The organism is Pantoea sp. BL1, from assembly GCF_000963985.1.
Classification (GTDB): Bacteria; Pseudomonadota; Gammaproteobacteria; order Enterobacterales; family Enterobacteriaceae; genus Pantoea; species Pantoea rwandensis_B.
Window position 1 is genome coordinate 61,285 of sequence record NZ_JZRH01000018.1, and the last position, 23,752, is coordinate 85,036.

At 54.9% G+C, this 23,752-nt stretch carries 17 protein-coding genes; 5 read left to right on the forward strand and 12 right to left on the reverse strand.

What is annotated here, in order from left to right:
- From carB to folA, 3 genes are all read left to right on the forward strand, one after another.
- The gene (gene carB / locus VH86_RS10590) at nt 1–3,225 is read left to right on the forward strand and encodes a carbamoyl-phosphate synthase large subunit (RefSeq protein ID WP_038649136.1); all 3,225 of its coding nucleotides are present in this window, start codon (nt 1–3) and stop codon (nt 3,223–3,225) included.
- A gap of 240 nt (nt 3,226–3,465) precedes the next feature.
- Entirely contained in the window at nt 3,466–4,608 is a 1,143-nt protein-coding gene (locus VH86_RS10595; protein ID WP_045832860.1) for a porin, read from the forward strand.
- Between the two features lie 287 nt (nt 4,609–4,895).
- The gene (folA, locus tag VH86_RS10600; RefSeq protein ID WP_038649129.1) at nt 4,896–5,375 is read left to right on the forward strand and encodes a type 3 dihydrofolate reductase; all 480 of its coding nucleotides are present in this window, start codon (nt 4,896–4,898) and stop codon (nt 5,373–5,375) included.
- Nucleotides 5,376–5,559: 184 nt separating this feature from the next.
- On the opposite strand, the gene apaH is transcribed toward folA, so the two are convergent.
- Genes apaH through lptD form a run of 6 tightly spaced genes read right to left on the reverse strand, consistent with a single transcriptional unit; the run spans nt 5,560 to nt 12,390 of the window.
- Complete coding sequence (apaH, locus tag VH86_RS10605) at nt 5,560–6,429, reverse strand: bis(5'-nucleosyl)-tetraphosphatase (symmetrical) ApaH (protein ID WP_045832861.1); 870 nt, start codon at nt 6,427–6,429, stop codon at nt 5,560–5,562.
- Between the two features lie 51 nt (nt 6,430–6,480).
- Complete coding sequence (gene apaG, locus VH86_RS10610) at nt 6,481–6,858, reverse strand: Co2+/Mg2+ efflux protein ApaG (protein ID WP_034826077.1); 378 nt, start codon at nt 6,856–6,858, stop codon at nt 6,481–6,483.
- A gap of 4 nt (nt 6,859–6,862) precedes the next feature.
- Nucleotides 6,863–7,687: a 16S rRNA (adenine(1518)-N(6)/adenine(1519)-N(6))-dimethyltransferase RsmA gene (gene rsmA, locus VH86_RS10615; RefSeq protein ID WP_034826076.1), complete on the reverse strand. Its 825-nt coding sequence runs from the start codon at nt 7,685–7,687 to the stop codon at nt 6,863–6,865.
- Entirely contained in the window at nt 7,680–8,672 is a 993-nt protein-coding gene (gene pdxA / locus VH86_RS10620; protein WP_045816729.1) for a 4-hydroxythreonine-4-phosphate dehydrogenase PdxA, read from the reverse strand. The genes rsmA and pdxA overlap by 8 nt, the downstream gene beginning before the upstream one ends.
- Nucleotides 8,662–9,957 (reverse strand): peptidylprolyl isomerase SurA, encoded by a 1,296-nt coding sequence (gene surA, locus VH86_RS10625; protein WP_045816730.1) that lies wholly within the window; start codon nt 9,955–9,957, stop codon nt 8,662–8,664. Before surA ends, pdxA begins: the two co-directional genes overlap by 11 nt.
- A gap of 54 nt (nt 9,958–10,011) precedes the next feature.
- Complete coding sequence (gene lptD / locus VH86_RS10630; RefSeq protein WP_045832862.1) at nt 10,012–12,390, reverse strand: LPS assembly protein LptD; 2,379 nt, start codon at nt 12,388–12,390, stop codon at nt 10,012–10,014.
- A gap of 181 nt (nt 12,391–12,571) precedes the next feature.
- On the opposite strand from lptD, the gene djlA reads away from it, so the two are divergent.
- Nucleotides 12,572–13,384, forward strand: a complete 813-nt coding sequence (gene djlA, locus VH86_RS10635; protein ID WP_034826068.1) for a co-chaperone DjlA — start codon at nt 12,572–12,574, stop codon at nt 13,382–13,384.
- Between the two features lie 66 nt (nt 13,385–13,450).
- Here the strand turns inward: djlA and rluA are convergent, their stop codons facing one another.
- From rluA to polB, 3 genes are all read right to left on the reverse strand, one after another.
- Nucleotides 13,451–14,110 carry a bifunctional tRNA pseudouridine(32) synthase/23S rRNA pseudouridine(746) synthase RluA gene (gene rluA, locus VH86_RS10640; protein ID WP_045816732.1) on the reverse strand — a complete coding sequence of 220 codons (660 nt, stop codon included), beginning with the start codon at nt 14,108–14,110 and terminating at the stop codon, nt 13,451–13,453.
- Nucleotides 14,111–14,130: 20 nt separating this feature from the next.
- Entirely contained in the window at nt 14,131–17,037 is a 2,907-nt protein-coding gene (rapA, locus tag VH86_RS10645; protein ID WP_045832863.1) for an RNA polymerase-associated protein RapA, read from the reverse strand.
- Nucleotides 17,038–17,189: 152 nt separating this feature from the next.
- The gene (gene polB / locus VH86_RS10650; RefSeq protein WP_045832864.1) at nt 17,190–19,550 is read right to left on the reverse strand and encodes a DNA polymerase II; all 2,361 of its coding nucleotides are present in this window, start codon (nt 19,548–19,550) and stop codon (nt 17,190–17,192) included.
- 166 nt (nt 19,551–19,716) lie between these two features.
- Between polB and VH86_RS10655 the strand changes: the two genes are divergently transcribed.
- Nucleotides 19,717–20,481: a DedA family protein gene (locus tag VH86_RS10655; protein ID WP_045832865.1), complete on the forward strand. Its 765-nt coding sequence runs from the start codon at nt 19,717–19,719 to the stop codon at nt 20,479–20,481.
- Here VH86_RS10655 and thiQ read toward each other — a convergent pair.
- The 3 genes from thiQ to thiB are packed head-to-tail and all read right to left on the reverse strand — an operon-like array spanning nt 20,478 to nt 23,735.
- Complete coding sequence (thiQ, locus tag VH86_RS10660) at nt 20,478–21,179, reverse strand: thiamine ABC transporter ATP-binding protein ThiQ (protein ID WP_045832866.1); 702 nt, start codon at nt 21,177–21,179, stop codon at nt 20,478–20,480. The two genes, VH86_RS10655 and thiQ, sit on opposite strands and share 4 nt — an antisense overlap.
- Nucleotides 21,163–22,749, reverse strand: a complete 1,587-nt coding sequence (gene thiP / locus VH86_RS10665; protein WP_045832867.1) for a thiamine/thiamine pyrophosphate ABC transporter permease ThiP — start codon at nt 22,747–22,749, stop codon at nt 21,163–21,165. The genes thiQ and thiP overlap by 17 nt, the downstream gene beginning before the upstream one ends.
- Nucleotides 22,749–23,735: a thiamine ABC transporter substrate binding subunit gene (thiB, locus tag VH86_RS10670; RefSeq protein ID WP_045832868.1), complete on the reverse strand. Its 987-nt coding sequence runs from the start codon at nt 23,733–23,735 to the stop codon at nt 22,749–22,751. The genes thiP and thiB overlap by 1 nt, the downstream gene beginning before the upstream one ends.
- Between the last annotated feature and the right edge of the window lie 17 nt (nt 23,736–23,752).

Sequence of the window (23,752 nt, forward strand, 5' to 3'; positions counted from 1 at the left end):
ATGCCAAAACGTACAGACATAAAATCCATCCTGATCCTTGGCGCTGGCCCGATCGTTATCGGCCAGGCATGTGAATTTGACTACTCCGGTGCACAGGCGTGTAAAGCGCTGCGTGAAGAGGGTTACCGCGTCATTCTGGTGAACTCCAACCCGGCTACCATTATGACCGACCCGGAAATGGCCGATGCGACCTATATCGAGCCGATTCACTGGGAAGTGGTGCGTAAGATCATCGAAAAAGAGCGCCCGGATGCGGTTCTGCCGACCATGGGCGGCCAGACAGCGCTGAACTGCGCGCTGGAACTGGAACGTCAGGGTGTACTGGCCGAGTTCGGTGTCACCATGATTGGTGCGACCGCAGATGCCATCGATAAAGCCGAAGACCGCCGCCGCTTTGATGTAGCGATGAAAAGTATCGGTCTTGGCACGGCTCGTTCGGGTATCGCGCATACCATGGAAGAAGCACTGGCCGTGGCTGAAGATGTGGGCTTCCCGTGCATCATTCGTCCTTCCTTCACCATGGGCGGCACCGGTGGCGGTATCGCTTACAACCGCGAAGAGTTCGAAGAGATTTGCGAGCGTGGCCTGGATCTTTCCCCTACCAATGAGCTGCTGATTGATGAGTCGCTGATTGGCTGGAAAGAGTACGAGATGGAAGTGGTGCGTGATAAAAACGACAACTGCATCATCGTCTGCTCAATCGAAAACTTCGATGCGATGGGTATCCACACCGGTGACTCGATCACCGTGGCACCGGCGCAAACCCTGACGGATAAAGAATACCAAATCATGCGTAACGCCTCGCTGGCGGTACTGCGTGAAATCGGTGTTGAAACCGGCGGTTCTAACGTCCAGTTCTCAGTCAATCCGAAAGATGGTCGTCTGGTTGTTATCGAGATGAACCCGCGTGTGTCGCGCTCGTCAGCGCTGGCCTCCAAAGCCACCGGTTTCCCGATTGCAAAAGTCGCCGCGAAACTGGCGGTGGGCTTCACCCTTGATGAGCTGATGAATGACATCACCGGCGGTCGTACGCCGGCGTCGTTTGAGCCGTCAATCGACTACGTTGTGACCAAGATTCCTCGCTTCAACTTCGAGAAGTTCGCTGGCGCCAATGACCGCCTGACCACGCAGATGAAATCTGTGGGTGAAGTGATGGCAATTGGCCGCACCTTCCAGGAATCAATGCAGAAAGCGCTGCGCGGTCTGGAAGTCGGTGCAAACGGCTTCGACCCGAAAGTGGATCTGGATGATGCCGAAGCGCTGACCCGCATCCGCCGTGAGCTGAAAGATGCCGGTTCTGACCGTATCTGGTACATCGCCGATGCGTTCCGTGCCGGTATGTCGGTGGATGGCGTGTTCAACCTGACCAACATTGACCGCTGGTTCCTGGTGCAAATCGAAGAGCTGGTGCGCCTGGAAGAGCAGGTTGCGCGTGAAGGTGTTAACTCACTGAACGCCGATTTCCTGCGTGCACTGAAGCGCAAAGGCTTTGCTGACGTGCGTCTGGCAAACCTGGCGGGCGTGGCGGAGAGCGAAATTCGCAAACTGCGTCAGCAGTTCAACCTGCACCCAGTCTACAAACGCGTAGACACCTGTGCGGCTGAATTCTCCACCGATACCGCTTATATGTACTCCACTTATGAAGAAGAGTGCGAAGCGAATCCAAACCAGGATCGTGACAAAATCATGATTTTGGGCGGTGGTCCAAACCGTATCGGTCAGGGTATCGAGTTCGATTACTGCTGCGTGCATGCGGCGCTGGCGCTGCGCGAAGACGGTTACGAAACCATTATGGTGAACTGTAACCCAGAAACCGTTTCAACCGACTACGACACCTCTGACCGCTTGTACTTTGAACCGGTGACGTTGGAAGACGTGCTGGAAATCGTGCGCATCGAGAAGCCTAAAGGCGTCATCGTGCAGTACGGCGGCCAAACCCCGCTGAAGCTGGCTCGTGCGCTGGAAGCGGCAGGCGTGCCCGTGATTGGTACCAGCCCAGATGCGATTGACCGTGCTGAAGACCGTGAGCGTTTCCAGCAGGCGGTTGATCGCCTGAGCCTGAAGCAACCGGCTAACGCCACCGTGGCTACGCTGGAGCAAGCTGTTGAGAAAGCCGCAGGTATCGGTTATCCGTTGGTAGTACGTCCTTCTTATGTACTGGGCGGCCGTGCGATGGAAATCGTTTATGACGAAATCGACCTGAAGCGTTACTTCCAGACCGCGGTTTCTGTTTCCAACGATGCACCTGTACTGCTGGACCGCTTCCTGGATGATGCTGTGGAAGTCGACGTTGACGCCATTTGCGACGGTGAGCGCGTACTGATTGGCGGCATCATGGAGCACATCGAACAAGCTGGTGTCCACTCCGGTGACTCCGCATGTTCATTGCCGGCTTACACGCTGAGCACTGAAATCCAGAACGTAATGCGTCAGCAGGTTGAGAAATTGGCCTTCGAGCTGAACGTGCGCGGTTTGATGAACGTGCAGTTCGCGGTGAAGGACAATGAGGTCTACCTGATTGAGGTGAACCCACGTGCGGCGCGTACCGTGCCATTCGTGTCTAAAGCGACCGGCGTACCTTTAGCGAAAGTGGCTGCACGCGTGATGGCAGGGAAAACCCTGGCTGAGCAGGGCGTCACGAAAGAAATCATTCCACCGTATTATTCGGTGAAAGAAGTGGTGCTGCCGTTCAACAAGTTCCCGGGTGTTGACCCGATTCTTGGCCCAGAGATGCGTTCTACCGGTGAAGTGATGGGTGTCGGCCGTACCTTCGCTGAGGCGTTTGCCAAAGCGATGCTGGGTGCGCAGAGCAACATGAAGAAAACCGGTCGTGCGTTACTGTCAGTGCGCGAAGGCGATAAGAAACGTATCGTCGACCTGGCGGCGAAGCTGCAGAAGTTTGGCTTCGAGTTAGATGCTACACACGGTACCGCTGTGGTGCTGGGTGAAGCCGGTATCAACCCACGTCTGGTTAACAAGGTGCATGAAGGTCGTCCACACATTCAGGACCGTCTGAAGAATGGTGAGTACACCTACATCGTCAATACCACCGCGGGTCGTCAGGCGATTGAAGATTCCAAACTGATTCGCCGCAGTGCGCTGCAATATAAAGTGCATTATGACACCACGCTGAACGGTGGATTTGCTACGGCGATGGCGTTGAATGCCGACCCGACTGAGAAAGTGATTTCAGTGCAGGAAATGCATGCGCAAATCAAAGGTTAATCAATAAGTTGACCGACTGAAAACGGCTCCTCGGGAGCCGTTTTTTTTCGCCTGTTTATCATTGGTTGAATAAGGTTATGTGTGAAAAATCTATTGATTTGACATAGTTTTTATCAGTTGATGCGATAACGGTTACACCTCGGATTATCCGCACAAATTTATAAATACGATCCCGGTAAGCGCACCGTACTATCTTGAGCGCTCATCAATAGAGCGCTCACCTTAACTGGGATATAAAAAATGAAAATGCGTGCTTTCACCCTCAGCGCAGTGGCTGCGTTATTAGTTGCTGCGCCTCTCGCCAGCCAGGCGGAAATTACCCTGCTGAAGCAGGATCCGCAGGCGGGCGATCCACTTAGTCGTCTTGATTTCAAAGTCGGCGGCAGTATTCGTCCTCAGTTCCAGCATCAGGCTGGTGTCAGTGACCAATCGTATAAACGTAACGGCTACGATGGCGGTTCACGTTTCCGTTTCTCCGCTGATTACTACCTGTTTGATGACATCAGCTGGGTCAGCTACTACGAGCTGGGCGTGAACTTCCCGGCCTGGTGGGGTTGGGATCACCACTATGCCGATGGCCAGAACAACACCACGCGCCGCCAGCTGTATACCGGTCTGAAAAGCAAAACCTGGGGTCAGTTGACCTTTGGTCAGCAGAACAGCGTTTACTATGATGTGGTTGGCGCGAAGACCGATATCTGGGACTACGACATGCTGGCTCAGGCACCGGGCAATGGTATCAACGGCGATTACGACGGTTCATACCGTTCACGTAAGATGCTGAAGTACAAAAACACCTTCGGCGACGTCGATGTTTATGCTTCATACCTGTTTGAAGATAACGACTACCTGCCGGGTAATGGCCTGCGTTACAAGCGTAAAGGCGGCGGCTCACTGGGCGTGAACTATCACATCACCAAAGATCTGGCATGGGGCACGGCATGGAACTACACCCGTGCAGATATCCATAACCCAGGCAACGGTGAAAGCAAAGACTATGACCAGAACATCTATGGTACCGCGCTGAGCTGGACCCCGGATAACTGGACGCTGTCTGCCGGTGCGGGTTGGTATCAGAACTTCTCACCGACCAAGAAGAACACCGTAAACAACTACTTCGCAGATGATGCGTGGGGCGTTGAATACTTCGCGGGCTACAAATTCGCTATCGATCAGTATGCGGTTAAATCGATCCAGCCATACTTCATGGGCGACCGTCTGGAGTTCGTCAATGGACGTAACTACAAACGTATCGACAATGGTGTCGGTATCAGCACTAAACTGGATTACGGCTTCCAGGTGGACTACGAATACGTGATCACCTCAAGCACCGACAAATCACTGGGTAACATGAACCTGGTGCGTCTGCGCTACGATTTCTAATCGAAGTGACAACGGCTCATGCGGGAGCCGTTTTTCTTTGTCGCAGACAGTGCGGTTTTCTTTACACTCCATCACGTCAAAGCCTCATTTCGCCCTGAGTTGTAGCGTTCAGCTGGACTAATCTGGCGTCTATTTCCATGTATGGTGGGAAAGTCGGTGTAAAACTCTGTCCAATAACAAAAATGCGGTCGCAAAGGAGCTTTACGCAAATAGCGGGGGCGGCCTATCGACGAAACTTTCGCCTTTACGTATGATGGCGCCAATTTTTTTCCTGTAGGTCTTTTAACATGATTAGTCTGATCGCAGCACTGGCAGCCGATCGCATTATTGGTATGGAAAACGCCATGCCATGGAACCTGCCTGCTGATTTGGCGTGGTTCAAACGTAATACGCTGAATAAGCCGGTGATTATGGGGCGTCTGACCTTTGAATCAATCGGCCGCCCGCTACCGGGACGTTTGAATATTGTGGTGAGCAGCCAGCCTGGCACCCATGACGGCGTGACCTGGGTGACTTCACTGGACGAAGCAGTGAAAGCGGCGGGAGACGTGGAAGAGGTCATGGTGATCGGTGGCGGTCGCATTTACGAACAGATGCTGGCGCGTGCCGATCGTTTGTATCTCACACACATTGATGCCGAAGTCGAAGGTGACACCCAATTCCCGGATTACGAGCCGGATGAGTGGCAATCGACCTTTAGCGAGTTTCATGACGCCGATGCACAAAACTCGCACAGCTACTGCTTTGAGATTTTAGATCGCCGTTGATGTTTATCCCGGTGCGCGTCAATGCGCCCCTGACGAAGACTGTGCCATATCGTCGTAGTGTCGCCATTTCGGCGACCGGGAAATCTCAGCACCATCGATTATGGCGAAAGAAAAAAAGCCCCGCTCAATTTGCGGGGCTTTTTGTTTATGATCTGCGGCAATGGTTAATTGGCCGGGGCATTTATTAATGCATGTCGCTCAATGGCGGATGTGCGCTGGCGGCACTCTCTGCCATCGCCTTTTCGCGGTTGGAGGCCTGCACATAATAGCGTTGTGATTCCCAGTGCAGCAGCGTTAGCGTTCCGCCCCAGCAGCAACCGGTATCCAGTCCGATTATGTGTTCAGGTGTCCCTTTACCTTCCAGCGAAGCCCAGTGGCCAAACACCTGCGTATAGTCGCGGTCGATTTTGGCCGGAACGAGGAACCAGGGTTTCAATGGCGGTGGCGCAGAGTTGGGGGCTTCTTTGCAGATCATATCCAGCTGACCGTTGGGGAAGCAGAAGCGCATACGCGTCAGAGCATTGGTGCTGAAGCGCAGACGTGCCAAACCGCTCAATTCCGGCGTCCAGTTATTCGGCATGTCGCCGTACATTGCATCCAGGAACAGCGGGTAGGTGTCGCTGGCCAGCACGGCTTCAACTTCACGCGCACAGAGTTTTGCCGTGTCGAGATCCCACTGCGGTGTGATACCCGCATGAGCCATCAACAGCTTTTTCTCTTCATCTACCTGTAACAGCGGCTGGCGACGTAACCAGTTGATCAGTTCATCAGCGTCGTGCGCCTCTAACAATGGCGTCAGACGATCTTTAGGTTTGTTACGGCTGATGCCCGCATAAACCGCCAGCAGATGCAGATCGTGATTGCCGAGCACCAGTCGCACGCAATCTCCCAGCGATTTCACATAGCGCAGTACATCCAGCGAACCCGGGCCACGCGCCACTAAGTCGCCGGTGAGCCAAAGCTCGTCTTGCTGCGGATCGAAATCAACCTGCGCCAGCAGCGCACGTAGCTCGTCATAACAGCCGTGAATATCGCCAATCAGGTATGTACTCATTACGTCAGTCCGATCAAAACGCGCCGCCCGGACAGGCCGGGCGGAGGGGGATTAATGTATGTGGGTTTGCACGGCGAGTCGGAACACCGGAATGTCAACGTGAAATTCTTCACCTTCATCGTCGATCATCACATAGTGACCTTGCATGGTGCCCATTGGGGTTTCCAGAATCGCACCGCTGGTGTACTGATACTCACCGCCAGCGGCAATGTGCGGTTGCTCGCCAACCACACCTTCCCCCTGAACTTCAGTCTCACGACCGTTGCCATTGGTGATAAGCCAGTAGCGGCTATGCAGTTGAACGCTATTTCGTCCCAGATTACGTATGGTGATGGTGTAGGCAAACACGTAACGATCCTCGTCGGGCAAGGATTGTGATTCCACATATTGACTCAATACATGAATACAGACGCGGGCCAGTTCACTCATACGCTTATTTCTCCGGGGTTTCAGCCTGATGATTACCCAGCCAGTTCGCCAATTGGCAATACTGCGCCACGGTGACATTCTCAGCACGCAGCGAGGCATCAATGTTCAGTTCATCCAACGCACCCGCAGTAAACATATGTGCAAGGCTGTTACGCAGGGTTTTACGGCGTTGACCAAAGGCTTCAGTGGTGATGCGGCTCAGCAGGCGAATATCGCTCACCGGATAAGGCGGCTCAGGGTAAGGCATCAAACGCACCACGGCGGAATCAACTTTTGGCGCAGGCGTAAAGGATTCGGGTGGAACTTCCAGCACCGGAATCACCTGGCAATAGTACTGCGCCATCACGCTCAGGCGGCCATAGGCTTTACTGCCTGGTCCGGCAACCAAACGGTTTACCACTTCTTTCTGCAGCATGAAGTGCATGTCTTTAATCGAACCAGTATAGCTGAAAAGGTGGAACATCAGCGGGGTCGAAATATTGTACGGCAGGTTGCCAAAGACACGCAGTGGCTGACCTTTCTCCTGCGCCAGCGCCGAGAAATCGAAAGTCATGGCATCTTGCTGATAAATGGTCAGCTTTGGTCCGAGGAACGGATGGGTCTGCAAACGTGCAGCCAGATCGCGGTCCAGCTCTACAACGGTCAGTTCATCGAGGCGTTCGCCCACCGGTTCAGTTAAGGCACCAAGGCCGGGACCAATCTCCACAATCGCTTCTCCCTTCTGCGGGTGAATAGCGGAGACAATGCTGTCGATAATGTACTGATCGTTCAGGAAGTTCTGCCCGAAACGTTTACGGGCAAAATGCCCCTGATGGACGCGATTATTCATTACTGCTCTTGATCATAGTGATGGCGAGATTAAGCGCCGTGATAAAGCTGCCCGGTTCCGCCTTGCCCTGACCGGCTAATTCCAGCGCGGTACCATGGTCGACAGAAGTCCGGATAAAGGGCAGGCCAAGGGTGATATTCACCGCGCGACCAAACCCCTGAAATTTTAGCACTGGTAAGCCCTGATCGTGATACATCGCCAGGACCGCATCAGCATGCTGTAGGTACTTCGGCTGGAAAAGCGTATCAGCCGGTAATGGGCCGGTGAGCTGAATACCTTGCTGACGCAGTTCGTCGAGTGCCGGAATAATAGTATCAATTTCTTCACGGCCCATATGGCCGCTTTCGCCCGCATGCGGGTTCAGGCCGCAGACGAAGATATGGGGATGCGGTAAACCAAATTTCTGCTGTAAATCCTGATGCAGAATCGTAATGACCTCATGCAGACAGTCGCGAGTAATGGCGTCAGCGACATCTTTCAACGGCAAATGCGTGGTCGCGAGGGCGACACGCAGCTCTTCGGTGGCCAGCATCATCACGACGCGATCGCCACCCGCGCGTTCGGCGAAAAATTCGGTATGACCGGTAAACGGAATGCCGGCGTCATTGATAACGCCTTTGTGTACCGGTCCGGTAATCAATGCGGCAAATTCACCGTTGAGGCAACCATCGCAGACACGCGCCAGCGTTTCCAATACGTAATGCCCATTCGCGACGGTTAATTCACCAGGCGTGACCGGCTGAGCAGTATCAACCTGCAGCAGCGTTAACGTACCGGCCTGCTGTGCTTGTGCCGCAACACCCGGTTGGTAATCGCGCAGCGTCAGCGGTAAGCCCAGTTGCTGGGCGCGCTGACGCAGCACATGGCCATCGGCACAGACCACCAGTTCAACTGGCCAGTCGAGCTGAGCCAGTTGAACGGTAATATCAGGACCAATCCCGGCGGGTTCGCCGGGGGTGATCACCACACGATAATTACTGACCATTGCTGTCCAGAATCTTCACGTAAGCACTGGCGCGTTGTTCCTGCATCCAGGTTTGTGCTTCTTCGGCAAATTTACGGTTGAACAGCACACGATAAGCACGCTCTTTCTGCGCCGCATCGGTTTTATCAACCTGGCGGGTATCCAGTAACTGAATCAAATGCCAGCCGAAAGATGAGTGTACCGGCTCGCTGACCTGGCCTTTTTGCAGCTTCAGCAGCGCATCACGGAAGGCCGGATCGTAGATTTCCGGGGTTGCCCAGCCGAGATCGCCGCCCTGATTGGCTGAACCCGGATCCTCAGAGAACTGTTTTGCTGCGGCGGCAAAGGTGGTTTTACCACTTTTGATATCTGCAGCAATTTGCTCGATCTTCGCTTGCGCCTGCGCGTCAGTGAGGATCGGAGAAGGCTTCAGCAGAATGTGACGCGCATGCACTTCGGTGACAGAGATGTTTTTGCTCTCACCGCGCAGGTCGTTCACTTTCAGAATGTGGAAGCCAACGCCAGAGCGGATTGGGCCGACAATGTCACCCTTCTTCGCGGTGCTCAACGCTTGCGAGAACAGGGTAGGCAGCTCTTCAATCTTTGCCCAACCCATGTTGCCGCCTTTCAGCGCTTGCGGATCGGCAGAGTAAGTCACTGCCATTTTGCCGAAATCGGCACCGCTTTTCAGTTGACCAACTAATTGACGCGCCAGCGCTTCCTGATCGTCAACCTGCTGTTGCGTTGGATTTTCTGACAGCGGCAGCAAGATCTGGCTCACGTTCAGTTCGGTACCCTGAGTGTTCTGAGAACCAATCTGCGTTGCCAGCGCATCCACTTCCTGCGGCAGGATGGTGACACGGCGGCGCACTTCGTTATTACGCACTTCAGAGATCAGCATTTCCTGACGGATCTGCGCACGGTAAGCGTTGTAGTTCATTCCGTCATAGGCCAGGCGGCTACGCAACTGGTCCATGCTCATCTTATTTTGTGCGGCGATATTTTGAATGGCCTGATCTAACTGCTGATCGCTGACCTGCAAGCCGGCTTTCTCGCCCATCTGAAGAATGATGGCATCCATGACCTGACGCTCAAGGATCTGATGACGCAAGGTTTTGTCATCAGGTAACTGTTGATGAGCCTGCTGCGCCTGTGATTTCACGGTGCGCATCATGTTATCAACGTCACTTTCCAGTACCACGCCGTTATTCACGACGGCAGCAACTTTATCAACCTCTTGTGGGGCTGCGAACGCAGTGTTAGCGGTGATCGCTACACCAAGAATCAGCATTCTCCAGTTCTTCATACTTTATCCATTGTTGTTTCCGCACTGCGGGATAGCCTGTCAAACATCACAACATCAGAAAGCGCGCTGGTAAGGGATGATGCCCTGACGCAGCATTTCATTGGTGCCTAAGCCATAGTTAGAACTCAGACCACGTAGCTCAATGTTGAATGAGATTTGGTTGTCGTACTTACTGTCGTTGTTTTCCCAGCCGTTGATCTTGCGCTCGTAACCCAGACGAATGGCGTAGCAGCACGAGCTGTACTGCAGGCCTACCAGTTGTTCAGCCGGACGACTGTTGCGGGTATCGTAGTAATAACCGCCGACCAGTGACCAGGCATCAGCAATTGGCCAGCTCGCGGTCGCACCGACTTGTGAAATCCCGTTTTTGTAGATCGGGTTCGTCAGCAAGCTGGCGTTGTTCAACGCTTGTGCCACATATTCCGGACTGCTGTAACGGTAGCTCAACTGCACCATCCGATCCGCATCCTGACGGTATTCCAGGATAGCGTTGCCCTGGGCGACGTTATCGAGGCGGGTGTCATACTGCAGTCCGCCGCGAGCGCCCCAGCGATCGCTGATTTTCCAGTAGGTGTCACCCGCCCACACCAGGCTGCCGGTGTCATCATCATCACTGGTCTGGTTTACACCGGTACGAGACGGGGTAAACGAGTAGATTTGACCTACAGAAACGTTAAAACGTTCAACCAGATCGTTATCATAAATTCGCGTGGTCACGCCGGTTGAGACTTCGTTAGCCGATGCGATGCGATCCAGGCCGCTATAAGTACGATCGCGGAACAGACCGGTGTAGTCGGTTTGCAGCAGAGTCGAGTCGTAAGGATAGATATTGCTCTGGTTACGGTACGGGACATACAGGTACTGCACACGCGGTTCCAGCGTTTGCGTGTAACCCGGCTCCCAATCCATATCGCGGTCAAATATCAGACGGCCATCCACTTTGAACTGTGGCAGAGTGCGGTTGACGGAGCTATCTAATTGGTTACCGTTGCTGGAAATATTAGAGATTTCGTTATTGTTATAACGATCAATATTGTCCTGCTGATAGTGCGTAGCGAGGAATTTTGCTTCGGTATCCAGGCTGGCCCAGCCATTAGACAGCGGTAAGTTTAATGTTGGCTCAATGTGAAGACGCGTTGCTTCAGGCATTTTGCTATTCACGTTAGTGAATTTCACTGCCTGCGCGTAGATGTGGCCATCAAATGGTCCAATATCGTTCTGATAGGCGTTCAGGTCGAGCTGTGGCATGGCACGATAGACGTTAGTCGAATCTGTGTTACCAAATACCTGGAAATCTTTCGTCGACAGCGTGGCGTCCCAGTTGGTATCCGCGTAGCCAAAACTGAATTTCTGCGTCGCATAACCATCAGTGGAGTTGTAGTACTTCGAGTCGAGATCGTTGAAGTAATACGGGTCGCTGACCTTGGTGTAGTTGGCGTTGAAGCGCCAGTGTTGCTCGTAAACGCCAGCATGCTGCCAGTAGAACAGCCAACGGTCAGAGTTATCATTTTCGGCGATGCCACGCACCGCTTTGTCGTTGTCGTACTGCTTATCGGAAGGCAGATAATCCAGTTCCATTAAACCGGAACCAAACACGGTCAGATAGCGGAATTCGTTCTGCAATTGCAGACCACGTTTGCTCATGTAATGCGGCGTAATCGTGGCATCGGCCTGCGGCGCGATGTTCCAGTAATACGGCAGCATAAATTCGAAGCCGTTATTACTACCGTACTTGGCATTCGGGATCAGGAAACCGGAGCGACGGCGATCGCCAATCGGTAACTGCATATAAGGGCTGTAAAATACTGGCACATTGCCGAGTTTAAAGCGTGCGTTCCAAATCTCCGCCACTTCTTCCTGGCGGTCCTGGATCACTTCGGAACCGACGACGCTCCAGCTGTTGGAACCCGGCAAACAGGAGGTAAAGCTGCCGTTTTCCAGAATGGTATAACGGTTATTGCCGCGCAGTTTCATCTGATCGGCGACGCCACGGCCCTGACGGCCCACCATCTGGTAATCACCGTTCCACACGTTGGTGTCTTTGGTGTTCAGATTGGACCAGGCTTTCGGACCTTTCAGGATGACCTGGTTGTCGTCATAGTGCACATTACCCAGCGCATCCACGGTGCGCACTGGCGTTGTCTGTCCATCCTGCTGACGCTGATGCAGTTGCATTTCATCGGCACGTAAGCGGCTGTTGCCCTGCTGCACATCAACATTGCCCGTGAATACCGCGTCATTCGGGTAGTTACCCTTGGCCGAGTCAGAGTTGATGGTGACAGGCAACGAATTGGTGTCGCCGCTGACCAGCGGACGGTTGTAGCTCGGCACGCCCAGCATACATTGCGACATCAGATCGTCGGCGAATGACTGCTGACTGTAGAGCGCTGCACCAATCATGGTTGCCAGCAGGGTAGGTATCTGTTTTTTCATACGCGGTTCGGGATTTCCATGAGAACGGGCATCATGCCGACAATCGGCTCAGAGACTAACTTACTGCCCGGCGTTGTGCCAGTGTTAATCCTTGTCTGATCGCGTTGCTGTTAGGCACTGAAGTAAATGAAAGGTATGATAATGCAATTTTCAGCCGCAAGCATGGCGAATTGAGGAGTTTATGCGCTACTGGGGAAAAGTTATTGGTCTGGCTCTCGGCTTACTTTCCGGAGCAGGCTTCTGGGGCATTGTACTGGGTCTGATCATTGGTCATATGTTTGACAAAGTGCGCAGCGTAAAAGGACAGGGCTATTTCGCCAATAATCAGGCGCGACAGACGCTGTTTTTCAGTACCACTTTTCAGGTGATGGGCCATTTGACCAAGTCAAAAGGGCGCGTCACCGAGGCAGATATCCAGATTGCTTCCTTATTTATGGATCGTATGCAATTACATGGCGATGCCCGCACGGCAGCGCAGCGCGCTTTCCGCGAAGGGAAGCAAAGTGACTATCCGCTGCGAAATAAGTTGCGTGAACTGCGCAGTGCCTGCTTTGGCCGTTTTGATCTGATTCGGATGTTTCTGGAAATTCAGATTCAGGCGGCATTTGCTGATGGTTCGCTGCATCCCAATGAACGCCAGGTGCTGTATGTGATTGCGGAAGAGCTGGGCATCTCGCGGGCACAGTTCGATCAGTTCCTGCGCATGATGGAAGGTGGGCAACAATTTGGTGGCGGTGGCTCCTCATATGGCGGTGCTTATCAACAGGCGAAACGCGGACCGACGCTGGATGATGCCTGTAGTGTGCTGGGTGTAAAAAGCAGTGACGACAGCACCACGATTAAACGAGCCTACCGCAAGCTGATGAGTGAGCACCATCCGGACAAACTGGTGGCGAAAGGGTTACCGCCAGAAATGATGGAGATGGCGAAGCAGAAGGCTCAGGAAATTCAGGCCGCTTACGATTTGATTCGTAAAGAGAAGGGATTTAAATAGTCTGAGACATTGAGCGTAAATTGAAAGGGTCGTCATTAATGACGGCCCTTTTTTATGACCTGCAGATTAAAAATCTGCTGGCTGCTTAAACGTCATGCTATTGCCAAACGCCGGATGGGTAATGGTTAATGACTCCGCGTGCAGTTGCAGACGCGGCGCCATTGCCAGCGCTTCTTCATGAGCATAAAAGCGGTCGCCCAAAATCGGGTGACCCAGCGCCAGTAGATGCACGCGCAGCTGATGCGAGCGCCCGGTAATCGGCTTGAGCAGCACACGCGCACTGTGGCTGGCTTCGTACTCCAGAACCTGATATTCCGTCTGCGCCGCTTTGCCGTTCTCGAAACACACCATTTGCTTCGGGCGATTGGGCCAGTCGCAAATCAGCGGCAGATCGATCAATCCTTCTTCCGCGGCTGGATGACCCCAAACGCGCGCCACATAGTACTTTGACGGCTCACGCTCGCGGAACTGCCGCTTCAACTCGCGCTCTGCGGCTTTATTCAGTGCCACCACGATCACCCCGCTGGTCGCCATATCCAGTCGATGCACCGATTCCGCCTGGGGGAAATCACGTTGAATACGCGTCATCACGCTATCTTTGTGCTCCTCCAGCCGGCCCGGCACCGACAACAACCCGCTTGGCTTGTTGACCACCATAATGTGCTCGTCCTGATACAGAATATGTAGCCAGGGTTCGAGCGGCGGATTGTAGGCTTCCATCAACATGTCGTAGTGGCCTTCAGCAATTATTGGTGCGTGACAACAATCAGACGCAGCGCGTCCAGACGCCAGCCCGCATCACCGAGGCTGACCAGCACCTGTTCGCGATTGCTTTCCAGCGCTTCAACTTCATCATCGCGGATGTTGGGGTTGACCGCTCGCAGCGCTTCAAGACGTGAAAACTCGGCACTCAGCTTCTCATCCGCCTCGACTTTCGCCGCTGCGATGATCGCCTGTGCTTCCGGAATCACCACTTTTTCGGCCTGCGTCAAAATCTCGTGCACTTCCTGCTGTACTGCGTTAACCAGTTTGCTACCGGTATGGCGATTCACGGCATTTAACTGGCGGTTAAAGCTCTCAAACTCCACTTTGCCTGCCAGGTTGTTGCCAGCACGATCCATCAGCAAACGCACCGGCGTTGGCGGCAGGAAGCGAGTGAGTTGCAGGCTTTTCGGTGCCTGCGCTTCAACCACATAGACCATCTCAACCAGCAGCGTACCCACCGGCAGCGCTTTGTTTTTCAACAGTGATAATGCACAGCTGCCGGTATCGCCGGACAGGATCAAATCGAGACCATTACGGATCAGCGGATGTTCCCAGGTGATGAATTGGGTGTCTTCACGCGACAGCGCCTGGTTACGGTTGAAGGTCACGGTGCAGCCGTCTTCCGGCAAACCTGGGAAATCCGGCACCAGCATATGATCGGATGGCGTTAGCACGATCAGGCTGTCACTGCGATCTTCCTGATTGATACCGACGATATCGAACAGATTCAGTGCGAAGTTGACCAGATCAGTGTCGTTATCCTGTTCACCAATCGCATTCGCCAGCGCCTGCGCCGCTTCGCCGCCGTTGGAGTTCAGCTCAAGTAAACGGTCACGACCCTGTTCCAGCTGCGATTTCAGCGTGTCGTGCTGTTTGCGACTCTCTGCAATGAACTCATCCAGCCCTTGCGGGTTCTCTGGCGCGGCAAGGTATTCAATCAGCTTGCTGTATTCGCTGTCATAAATGGTGCGGCCAGTCGGGCAGGTATGTTCAAACGCATCCAGGCCTTCGTGATACCAGCGCAGCAGCACCGCCTGAGCGGTTTTCTCCAACCACGGCACCAGAATCTGGATGTCGTGCATCTGACCGATACGGTCGAGACGACCAATACGCTGTTCCAGCAGGTCCGGGTTAAACGGCAGGTCGAACATCACCAGGCGGCTGGCGAACTGGAAGTTGCGGCCTTCAGAACCGATCTCCGAGCACAGCAGCACCTGTGCACCTTCTTCTTCTGAAGCGAAAAATGCCGCAGCACGGTCACGCTCCAGAATGGATAATCCTTCATGGAACACCGCGGCACGAATACCTTCACGCTCACGCAGCACCTGTTCCAGTTGCAGCGCAGTGGCGGCCTGAGCGCAAATCACCAGCACTTTCTCTTTACGGTTGCTGGTCAGGTAGCCCATCAGCCACTCTACGCGCGGGTCAAAGTTCCACCAGGTACCGCTATCACCTTCAAATTCCTGATAAATCTTTTCCGGATACAGCATGTCACGTGCGCGTTCTTCTGCGCTCTTGCGCGTGCCCATAATACCGGAAACTTTAATCGCGGTTTGATACTGCGCGGGCAGCGGCAAACGAATTTGGTGCAGTTCGCGTTTCGGGAAGCCCTTCACGCCGTTACGCGTGTTACGGAACAGCACGCGGCTGGTGCCGTGGCGATCCATCAGCATCGAGACCAGCTCTTTGCGCGCATCTTCTTTGCCTTCACGATCGCTGTTCGCCACTTGCAGCAGCGGCTCGATGTCCTGCTCGCCGATCAGGTCATTGATCAGGTTCATCTCTTCTTTGGTGATCGCCTGATCGGCCAGCAATGAGCTGACGGCATCAGCCACCGGGCGATAATTCTGCTGCTCAGCCACAAACTGGCTGAAGTCGTGGAAGCGGTTTGGATCGAGCAGACGTAAACGGGCAAAGTGACTTTCCAGGCCCAGCTGTTCCGGCGTTGCCGTCAGCAGCAATACGCCAGGCGTTTTTTCCGCCAGCTGTTCAATTACCTGATATTCACGGCTGGGTGCCTCTTCGCTCCAGGCCAGATGGTGAGCTTCATCGACCACCAGTAAATCCCAGTCGGCATCAGCCAGTAATTCCAAACGTTGCTTATTGCGACGCACGAAGTCTAGCGAGCAGATAATTAACTGCTCGGTTTCGAAGGCGTTATCGCTGTCGTGCTGGGCTTCGGTGTAGCGGTCGTCATCAAACAGGGCAAAGCGCAGGTTGAAGCGGCGCAACATCTCTACCAGCCACTGGTGCTGGAGCGTTTCCGGCACCACGATCAGTACGCGATCGGCACGACCAGCCAGCAGCTGTTGCTGAATGATCATCCCGGCTTCAATGGTTTTACCCAGGCCCACTTCATCCGCCAGCAACACGCGTGGCGCATGACGACGGCCGACATCATGGGCGATATGCAGCTGATGCGGAATCAGGTTGGTGCGCATGCCACGCAGACCGCTGATCGGCAGGCGATACTGCTCGCTCTGGTATTTACGCGCACGGAAGCGCAGGGAGAAACGGTCCATACGGTCGAGCTGACCGGCGAACAGGCGATCCTGAGGCTTACTGAATACCAGTTTGCTGTCCAGCATCACTTCGCGCATCACCACGCCGCTTTCTTCGGTGTCGAGACGCGTGCCGATGTAAGTCATTAATTCGTTATCGTTGCGGACTTCATCGACGCTCATCTGCCAACCTTCGTGGTTGGTGATGGTGTCGCCCGGATTGAAAATCACACGGGTGACGGGAGCATCATTACGGGCATATAGGCGGTTTTCGCCGGTTGCCGGGAACATCATGGTGATCATGCGGGTATCAATCGCCACCACCGTTCCTAATCCCAGTTCACTTTCCGTATCACTAATCCAGCGCTGACCCAGTGTAAAAACCATATATTTTTAGCTCGACTCTCTGACATGCCATAAAGAAGTTCACCTGCACTCAGGCAATACAACACCGCCAAACATGAGTTTGGTCAGGGTGTCTATGCGGTGAGAAACAGGAAGGGCGCTATGGTACTGGATGGCAGGGCATTCGTCACCTGTCAAAAAAGCCCCAGCTGCCCGGTGATAAGTGTAGCAAAGTCATCGCCAACGAAAGGTAAAATTCCATCTGCCACCGGTTGTAACTGCCTGGTGACGTAGTGATCGTAATCGAGCGGCGTGGTGCGCGCTTCCAGCGGTTCCGGGCCAGCGGTCGCCATCACATAGCGTATGGACCCGCCATTTTGGTGCTGCAGCGGACGCTGTAATTTCCGATTTTGCTCATCGGCGAGGCGCGCGGCGCGCACATGGGGTGGCACGTTTTTTTCGTAATCTTTTAACGGGCGGCGCAGACGCTTTTTATAGACCAGTAATTCGTCCAGTTCGCCTGCCAGCAACTGGGCCACGGTCTCGCGGATATAATCCTGCCACGGTTCGCCACGGAAAATTCGGCCATAAAGATTTTGCTGGAACTGCTGCGCCAGCGGCGTCCAGTCGGTGCGCACCGACTCCAGCCCTTTAAACACCAACCGCTCTGTTCCGTCGCTGCGAATCATCCCGGCGTAACGCTTTTTACTGCCCTGCTCGGCACCGCGAATGGTCGGCATCAGGAAGCGACTGAAATGGGTTTCGTACTCTAATTCCAGTGCGCTCTCTAGCCCGTAAGTCTGCTGCAGATGTTGCTGCCACCACGCATTGACCTGTTTAGCCAGACGATGACCAATGGCGGCGGCCTCCGCCTCGCTGTGCGCGCCTTTGAGCCAGACAAAGGTCGAGTCGGTGTCGCCATAAATCACATCAAACCCTTCGGCTTCAATCAGCTCGCGTGTTTGCTGCATGATGGCGTGGCCACGCAGGGTAATAGAAGACGCAAGACGTGGATCAAAGAAGCGACAGGCGCTGGTGCCCAGCACGCCGTAAAAGGCATTCATGATGATTTTCAGTGCCTGTGACAAAGGCTGATTGCCGTCGCGTTTCGCTGCTTCACGCCCTTGCCAAATCTGCTCCACAATCGCTGGCAGGCAATGGGTTTGGCGTGAGAAGCGCGCATGACGGAAGCCGGGCACGGAATCGGCATCGTCTGGATGCGCCAGCCCCTCCACCAGACCGACGGGATCGATCAGGAAGGTGCGAATAATGGAGGGATAAAGGCTTTTGTAATCGAGCACCAGCACCGAATCATACAGTCCGGGCCGTGAGTCCATCACATAACCGCCGGGGCTGGCTTCGGGGGCGACTTCACCGAGGTTAGGCGCCACGAATCCTGCACGATGCATGCGCGGAATATAAAGATGACCAAAAGCCGCCACCGAACCGCCGTGACGATCGACCGCCAGGCCGTTCACCGTGGCGCGCTCCAGCAAAAATGGCATGATGGCGGTGTGCTGGAAAATGCGCGTCACCAGCTCGCAGTCTTTTAGGTTGTACTTCGCCAGCGCGGGTTTGTCATGGGCAAAACGCCAGTTGATCTCTTCCATACGCTGCCACGGGTTGTCGATGTCTTTTCCTTCGCCGAGGAGCTGGCGTGACACCGCCTCAAGACTGAAAGAGGGAAAATCCCAGAACGCGGATTTCAGCGCTTCAATGCCATCGATCACTAATCGTCCTGTGGCTTGTGCGAAGAATACCCCAGGTTTAAAACCGTGCTCACGCCACTCCAGCGCCTGGTTCTGGCGGCCCAGGCGCAGCGGGATGCCGTAGCGGTCAGCGTGTTTCTGCAGGACGCGCAGATCGAACTGCACCACGCTCCAGCCGATGATTACGTCAGGATCGTGGCGAGCGAACCAGGCATTGAGCTGCTCCAGCAACTGCGGGCGGCTATCCACATAGATGAGATCGAAATCGAGCGTGCTGGCATCGCCATTGGGCGGCCCCAGCATGTAAACCTGGCGCTGTCCGCAACCTTCCAGCCCGATGCAATACAGCTCACCGTGTTCCGTGGTTTCAATATCCAGCGAAACCCATTTCAGTTGCGGACGATAATCTGGATGCGGTTTCAGACGTGCATTGACCACGTTATCGCCGCGCACCTCGCCGCTAAACCACACCGGCGCGGTGATAAAACGCTCCATCAAATAGCGCTCTGGCGGGCGGATATCGGCTTCATACACCGCGATGCCATTCTCTCGCAGGCGCTTTTCCAGGTTTTGCAGCTGGCGATTGCTGCGGCAATAGAGCCCAAACACTGGGCGACGGCGAAAATCTTTCAGTTCCAGTGATTGCACTCGGGTATGCCGTTCGTCGCGTATCAGCGCTTCGGTTTGCTGGCGGAACTCTTCTGGAATGAAAGCCACAGACTCCTGCGCCGGTAGCACCAGCCGCTGTGGACCCTCATCAGTTGCCAGCCACAGCACCACTTCGCTGCCGGTTGGGGTATCTCGCCAGTGGCGGGTAAGCAGAAAACCTGCACGCGGTTCGGTCACGTTAACTCCGGGAAATGAATTGCCTGAAGTATATCATGGATGTTTATACAGTGCCTGCGTGTGGCGATAGTGTCAGCACTCTGTCAACATCGTTCTACAATTCTTGCCTTGACGGTTCGGCGCTGGCTCCGGACAATCCAGCCTCTATATTGCGCAGAGGATAGTTATGGAAGCCTGGATTCAACATCTGTTTTCGCAATCGCTGGAGTACGCGCTGATGGCCGTGGCGCTGGTGACCTTCCTTGAGTCGCTGGCGTTCGTGGGATTGCTGTTGCCAGGAACCGTATTAATGGCCAGCCTTGGGGCGCTGGTGGGCAGCGGACAGATTGGCCTTTATCCTGCCTGGGCGGCGGGTTTTGCCGGTTGCCTGATTGGCGACTGGGTCTCGTATGGCATCGGCTGGAAATTTCAGGGGCCATTGCACCGCTGGAAATATCTGAAAAAGTATCAGGGCCTGCTGGATAAAACCGAGCACGCGCTGCATGAACACAGCATGTTTACCATCCTGGTGGGGCGCTTCGTCGGCCCGACGCGGCCGTTGATTCCATTGGCCGCGGGCATGCTGGAGCTGCCGGTGCGCAAATTCCTGCCGCCCAATTTGATTGGCTGTATTCTCTGGCCGCCGGCTTATCTGATGCCGGGTATCCTCGCCGGTGTGGCGATTGATGTGCCACAGGCCGCGCAAGGCGGCAATTTTAAGTGGCTACTGTTGCTGGTGGCGTTGCTGGTGTGGATGGGCTTTTGGCTGATGTGGCGCTGGTGGCGCAGTGGTAAAACCACTGACTGGGCAACGAAATATCTGCCGCAGGCGCGCTTGCGCTGGCTGGCACCGCTGGCCGCTGTTATCGGCGTGGCCGCGTTTATCGCCATTCAGTATCACCCGATGATGCCCATCTTCCGCCATCTGTTGTGGAAGGTGTTCTTCGCTTAAGGCTTTTTCACGCCAAGGATGGCAGCCGCTTCACTCTCTCCACTGATCAAGCTCGCCGTGCTGCCATCCCAATAAATCCGACCATCAACCACCACCAGACTGCGCGGCGCAATTTGCTGAGCGTCTTCCAGGCTATGCGACACCATCAGCAAAGTAATGTTGCGGCTTTCGCACACCGAACGCACCAGTTGCAGCATCTCACCGCGCAGCGCCGGATCGAGCGCAGAGAAGGGTTCATCCAACAGCAGGATTGGCCGATCGCGCAACAGGCAGCGTGCTAAGGCCACACGCTGGCGTTGACCACCAGAAAGCTCCGCGGGCAAGCGGTTCAGCATCTCCGCTAATCCGGTCTGCTCAGCGATGGCGGCCAACTGTTGTTGCTGTTCCCGCGTCAGTTTCAAGCCCGGATGCAAACCTAACCCCATATTTTGCTGCACTGTCAGGTGCGGGAAGAGATTGTTTTCCTGGAACAGCATCGACACTGGCCGTGCAGAGGGCACGCTGCGTGTGTGATCGACGCCATTCATCATCAGGGTTCCCTGGCTCACTGGCAAAAAACCACCGATCAGACTGAGCAAGGTGCTTTTGCCTGCGCCGCTGGGACCAAGGATTGCCAAACGTTCACCCGCCTGGGCTTCAAAACGGAAGCGCATTGGCAGATGCTGGTAAAGGTAAGTGAGGTTATTCAGTGTCAGCATGGCGACCCGGCAGTTTTTCCATCAGGGTAAAGAGTAACAGGCACAGCAGTAACAGCAGCAGTGCCGTCACGGCACCGTCCGCGCCGCGGTAAGCGCCAATTTGCTGGAACAGATAGAATGGCAGCGTACGGAAATCGGCGCTGCCAAACAGTGCCACCACGCCGAAATCACCAATCGACAGTACGCAGGCAAACGCCAGCGCTTGCGCAATGGGCCGCTTCAGCGCGCGCAGTTCAATCAGTTTCAGGCGATGAATACCAGCAATGCCCAGTGAGGCGCAGAGCGGGCTGTAACGGGCGCTGATATCGCGCATCGGGTTTTCCAGCACTTTCATCGCATAGGGGATGGCAATCAGCGCATTGGTGAAGATCACTAAGCCATCGGCACGCTGCGGCAGGCCGATGGTGGCGTTGAACAGCAGGAAAAAGCCGCTGGCCAGCACGATGCCTGGCATCGCCAGAATCAGCATGCCGCTCAGTTCCATCGCCTGTGCCGCCATGTTGCGCTGGCGCTGCCGTAGCTCACGGCTGCTCCATAGCAACATCATCGTCAGTACCACGCACAGCAATCCGGCGCCGAGGGCGATGCGCAGTGAGGTGAAGGTCGCTTGCCATAACGCGGGTTGTTGCAGCGCACCTGCAACACCACCGCGCAAGCCATCAACGATCACCGCAGCGAGCGGCGGCAGTAACAGCAGTAGCGCACAGACAATCAGTAGCGTGTCGCCGATCCGGGCATGCCAGCAATCCTGGGGATCGCGCCAGCCTCGAATATTTTGGCTGCCGGTGGGGATGGCTTTACTGAAGCGCTGGCTTAACAGCACCAGCAGCAGACAACAGCCAAGCTGTAACAGTGCCAGCAGGGCTGCACGGCTGGGATCGTAATCAAAGCTCAGCGCCTGATAGATAGCCAGTTCCAGCGTGGTGGCGCGCGGTCCACCGCCCAGTGCCAACACGGTGGCAAAGCTGGCGAAGCACAGCATAAAAATCAGTGCGGCGGTGGGCAGAATCTGGCGTCGCAGCCATGGCCACTCGACGAAACGAAACTGGTTCCAGCCGCGCAGGCCAAGCTGGGCGGCTAACTGACGCTGCTCACCGGGAATACTTTCCAGCGCCTGCAACAGCATGCGGGTGGCGAGCGGCAGATTGAAGAACACGTGTGCCAGCAGAATGCCCTGCAGGCCATAGGGTGAGAAGTGGTAGTCGAGTCCTGCTAAGGCGCAGAGTTGTGCCAGCCAGCCGCTGCGACCGTAGACACTGAGCAAGCCAAATACCGCAACCAAAACCGGCAAGACCAGCGTCATGGCGCACAGACGCAGCAGCAGCGTGCGCCCTGGAAAGCGACGGCGATACAGCGCGCGTGCCAGCAGAATTGATGGCAGCACCGAGAACAATGCGGACAGCAGCGCCTGCTCAAACGAAAACGCCAGCACGTGATGCAGATAGCTGTCAGTGAGCAAGGCGCGCCAGTCAGTGACGGGCGCGGTCAGCGTTAAGGCACCAAACGCCAGCAGTGCCACTGCGCACAATAGCAGCGCAACGGCACTTCCAGGAATTAACCAGGCTGGCATTAACGGCTAACGGCTTGTTGCCAGGTGCGAATCCAGTCAGCGCGATGATCGGCCACTTCGGCTGAGCGATATTGCAGCGCATTCGCCGGAACGGTCAGCGACTGATAACCGGCAGGCAGATCGCTTTTGATCACCGGATACATCCAGTTGCCAGTCGGAATGGTCTGCTGGAAGGCTGGCGACACCATAAATTGCATAAACTGCTGCGCCAGTTTCGGCTGTTTGCTGCTAGCGAGCTGTGCAGCCACTTCCACTTGCAGATAATGGCCTTCGCTAAACGGCGCAGCGGCGTAGTTATCTTTCTTCTCTTCAATGATGTGATAAGCGGGAGAGGTGGTGTAACTCAGCACCAGATCGCCTTCGCCTTTCAGGAACAGGCCATAGGCTTCGCTCCAGCCCTTGGTGACGGTGACCGTTTTCTGTGCCAGCTTCTGCCAGGCGTCAGGTGCTTTATCGCCATACACTTTTTGCATCCACAGCAGCAGGCCTAATCCCGGTGTGCTGGTGCGTGGATCTTCATAGATCACGCGCCACTTTTCCGGGCTTTCGACCAGTTCTTTCAGGCTTTTCGGTGGGTTCTTCAGCTTGTTTTTATCGTAGACGAAGGCGAAGTAGCCGTAATCGAACGGAACGAAGGTGTCATTATGCCAGCTATCAGGCAGTTGCAATTTACTGGTGTCGATGGTGCTTTTCGCGAACAGGCCGGTTTTTTCGGCGGCTTGCACGAGGTTGTTATCGAGGCCCAGCACCACATCGGCTTTGCTGTTTTTGCCTTCCATCCGCACGCGGTTAAGCAGCGACACGCCATCTTCCAGCGCCACATAGTTCAGTTCGCAGCCGCACTCGGCTTCAAAGGCTTTTTTGACGGCAGGGCCGGGGCCCCAATCTGCAGAGAACGAGTCGTAGGTGTAAACAGTAAGAGCAGGCTTGGCAGCTAACACCGGGGCAGAGACCAACAGCAACGCGGGCAAGACTTTGTTTAACACTTTGCGCTCCTTGAGGA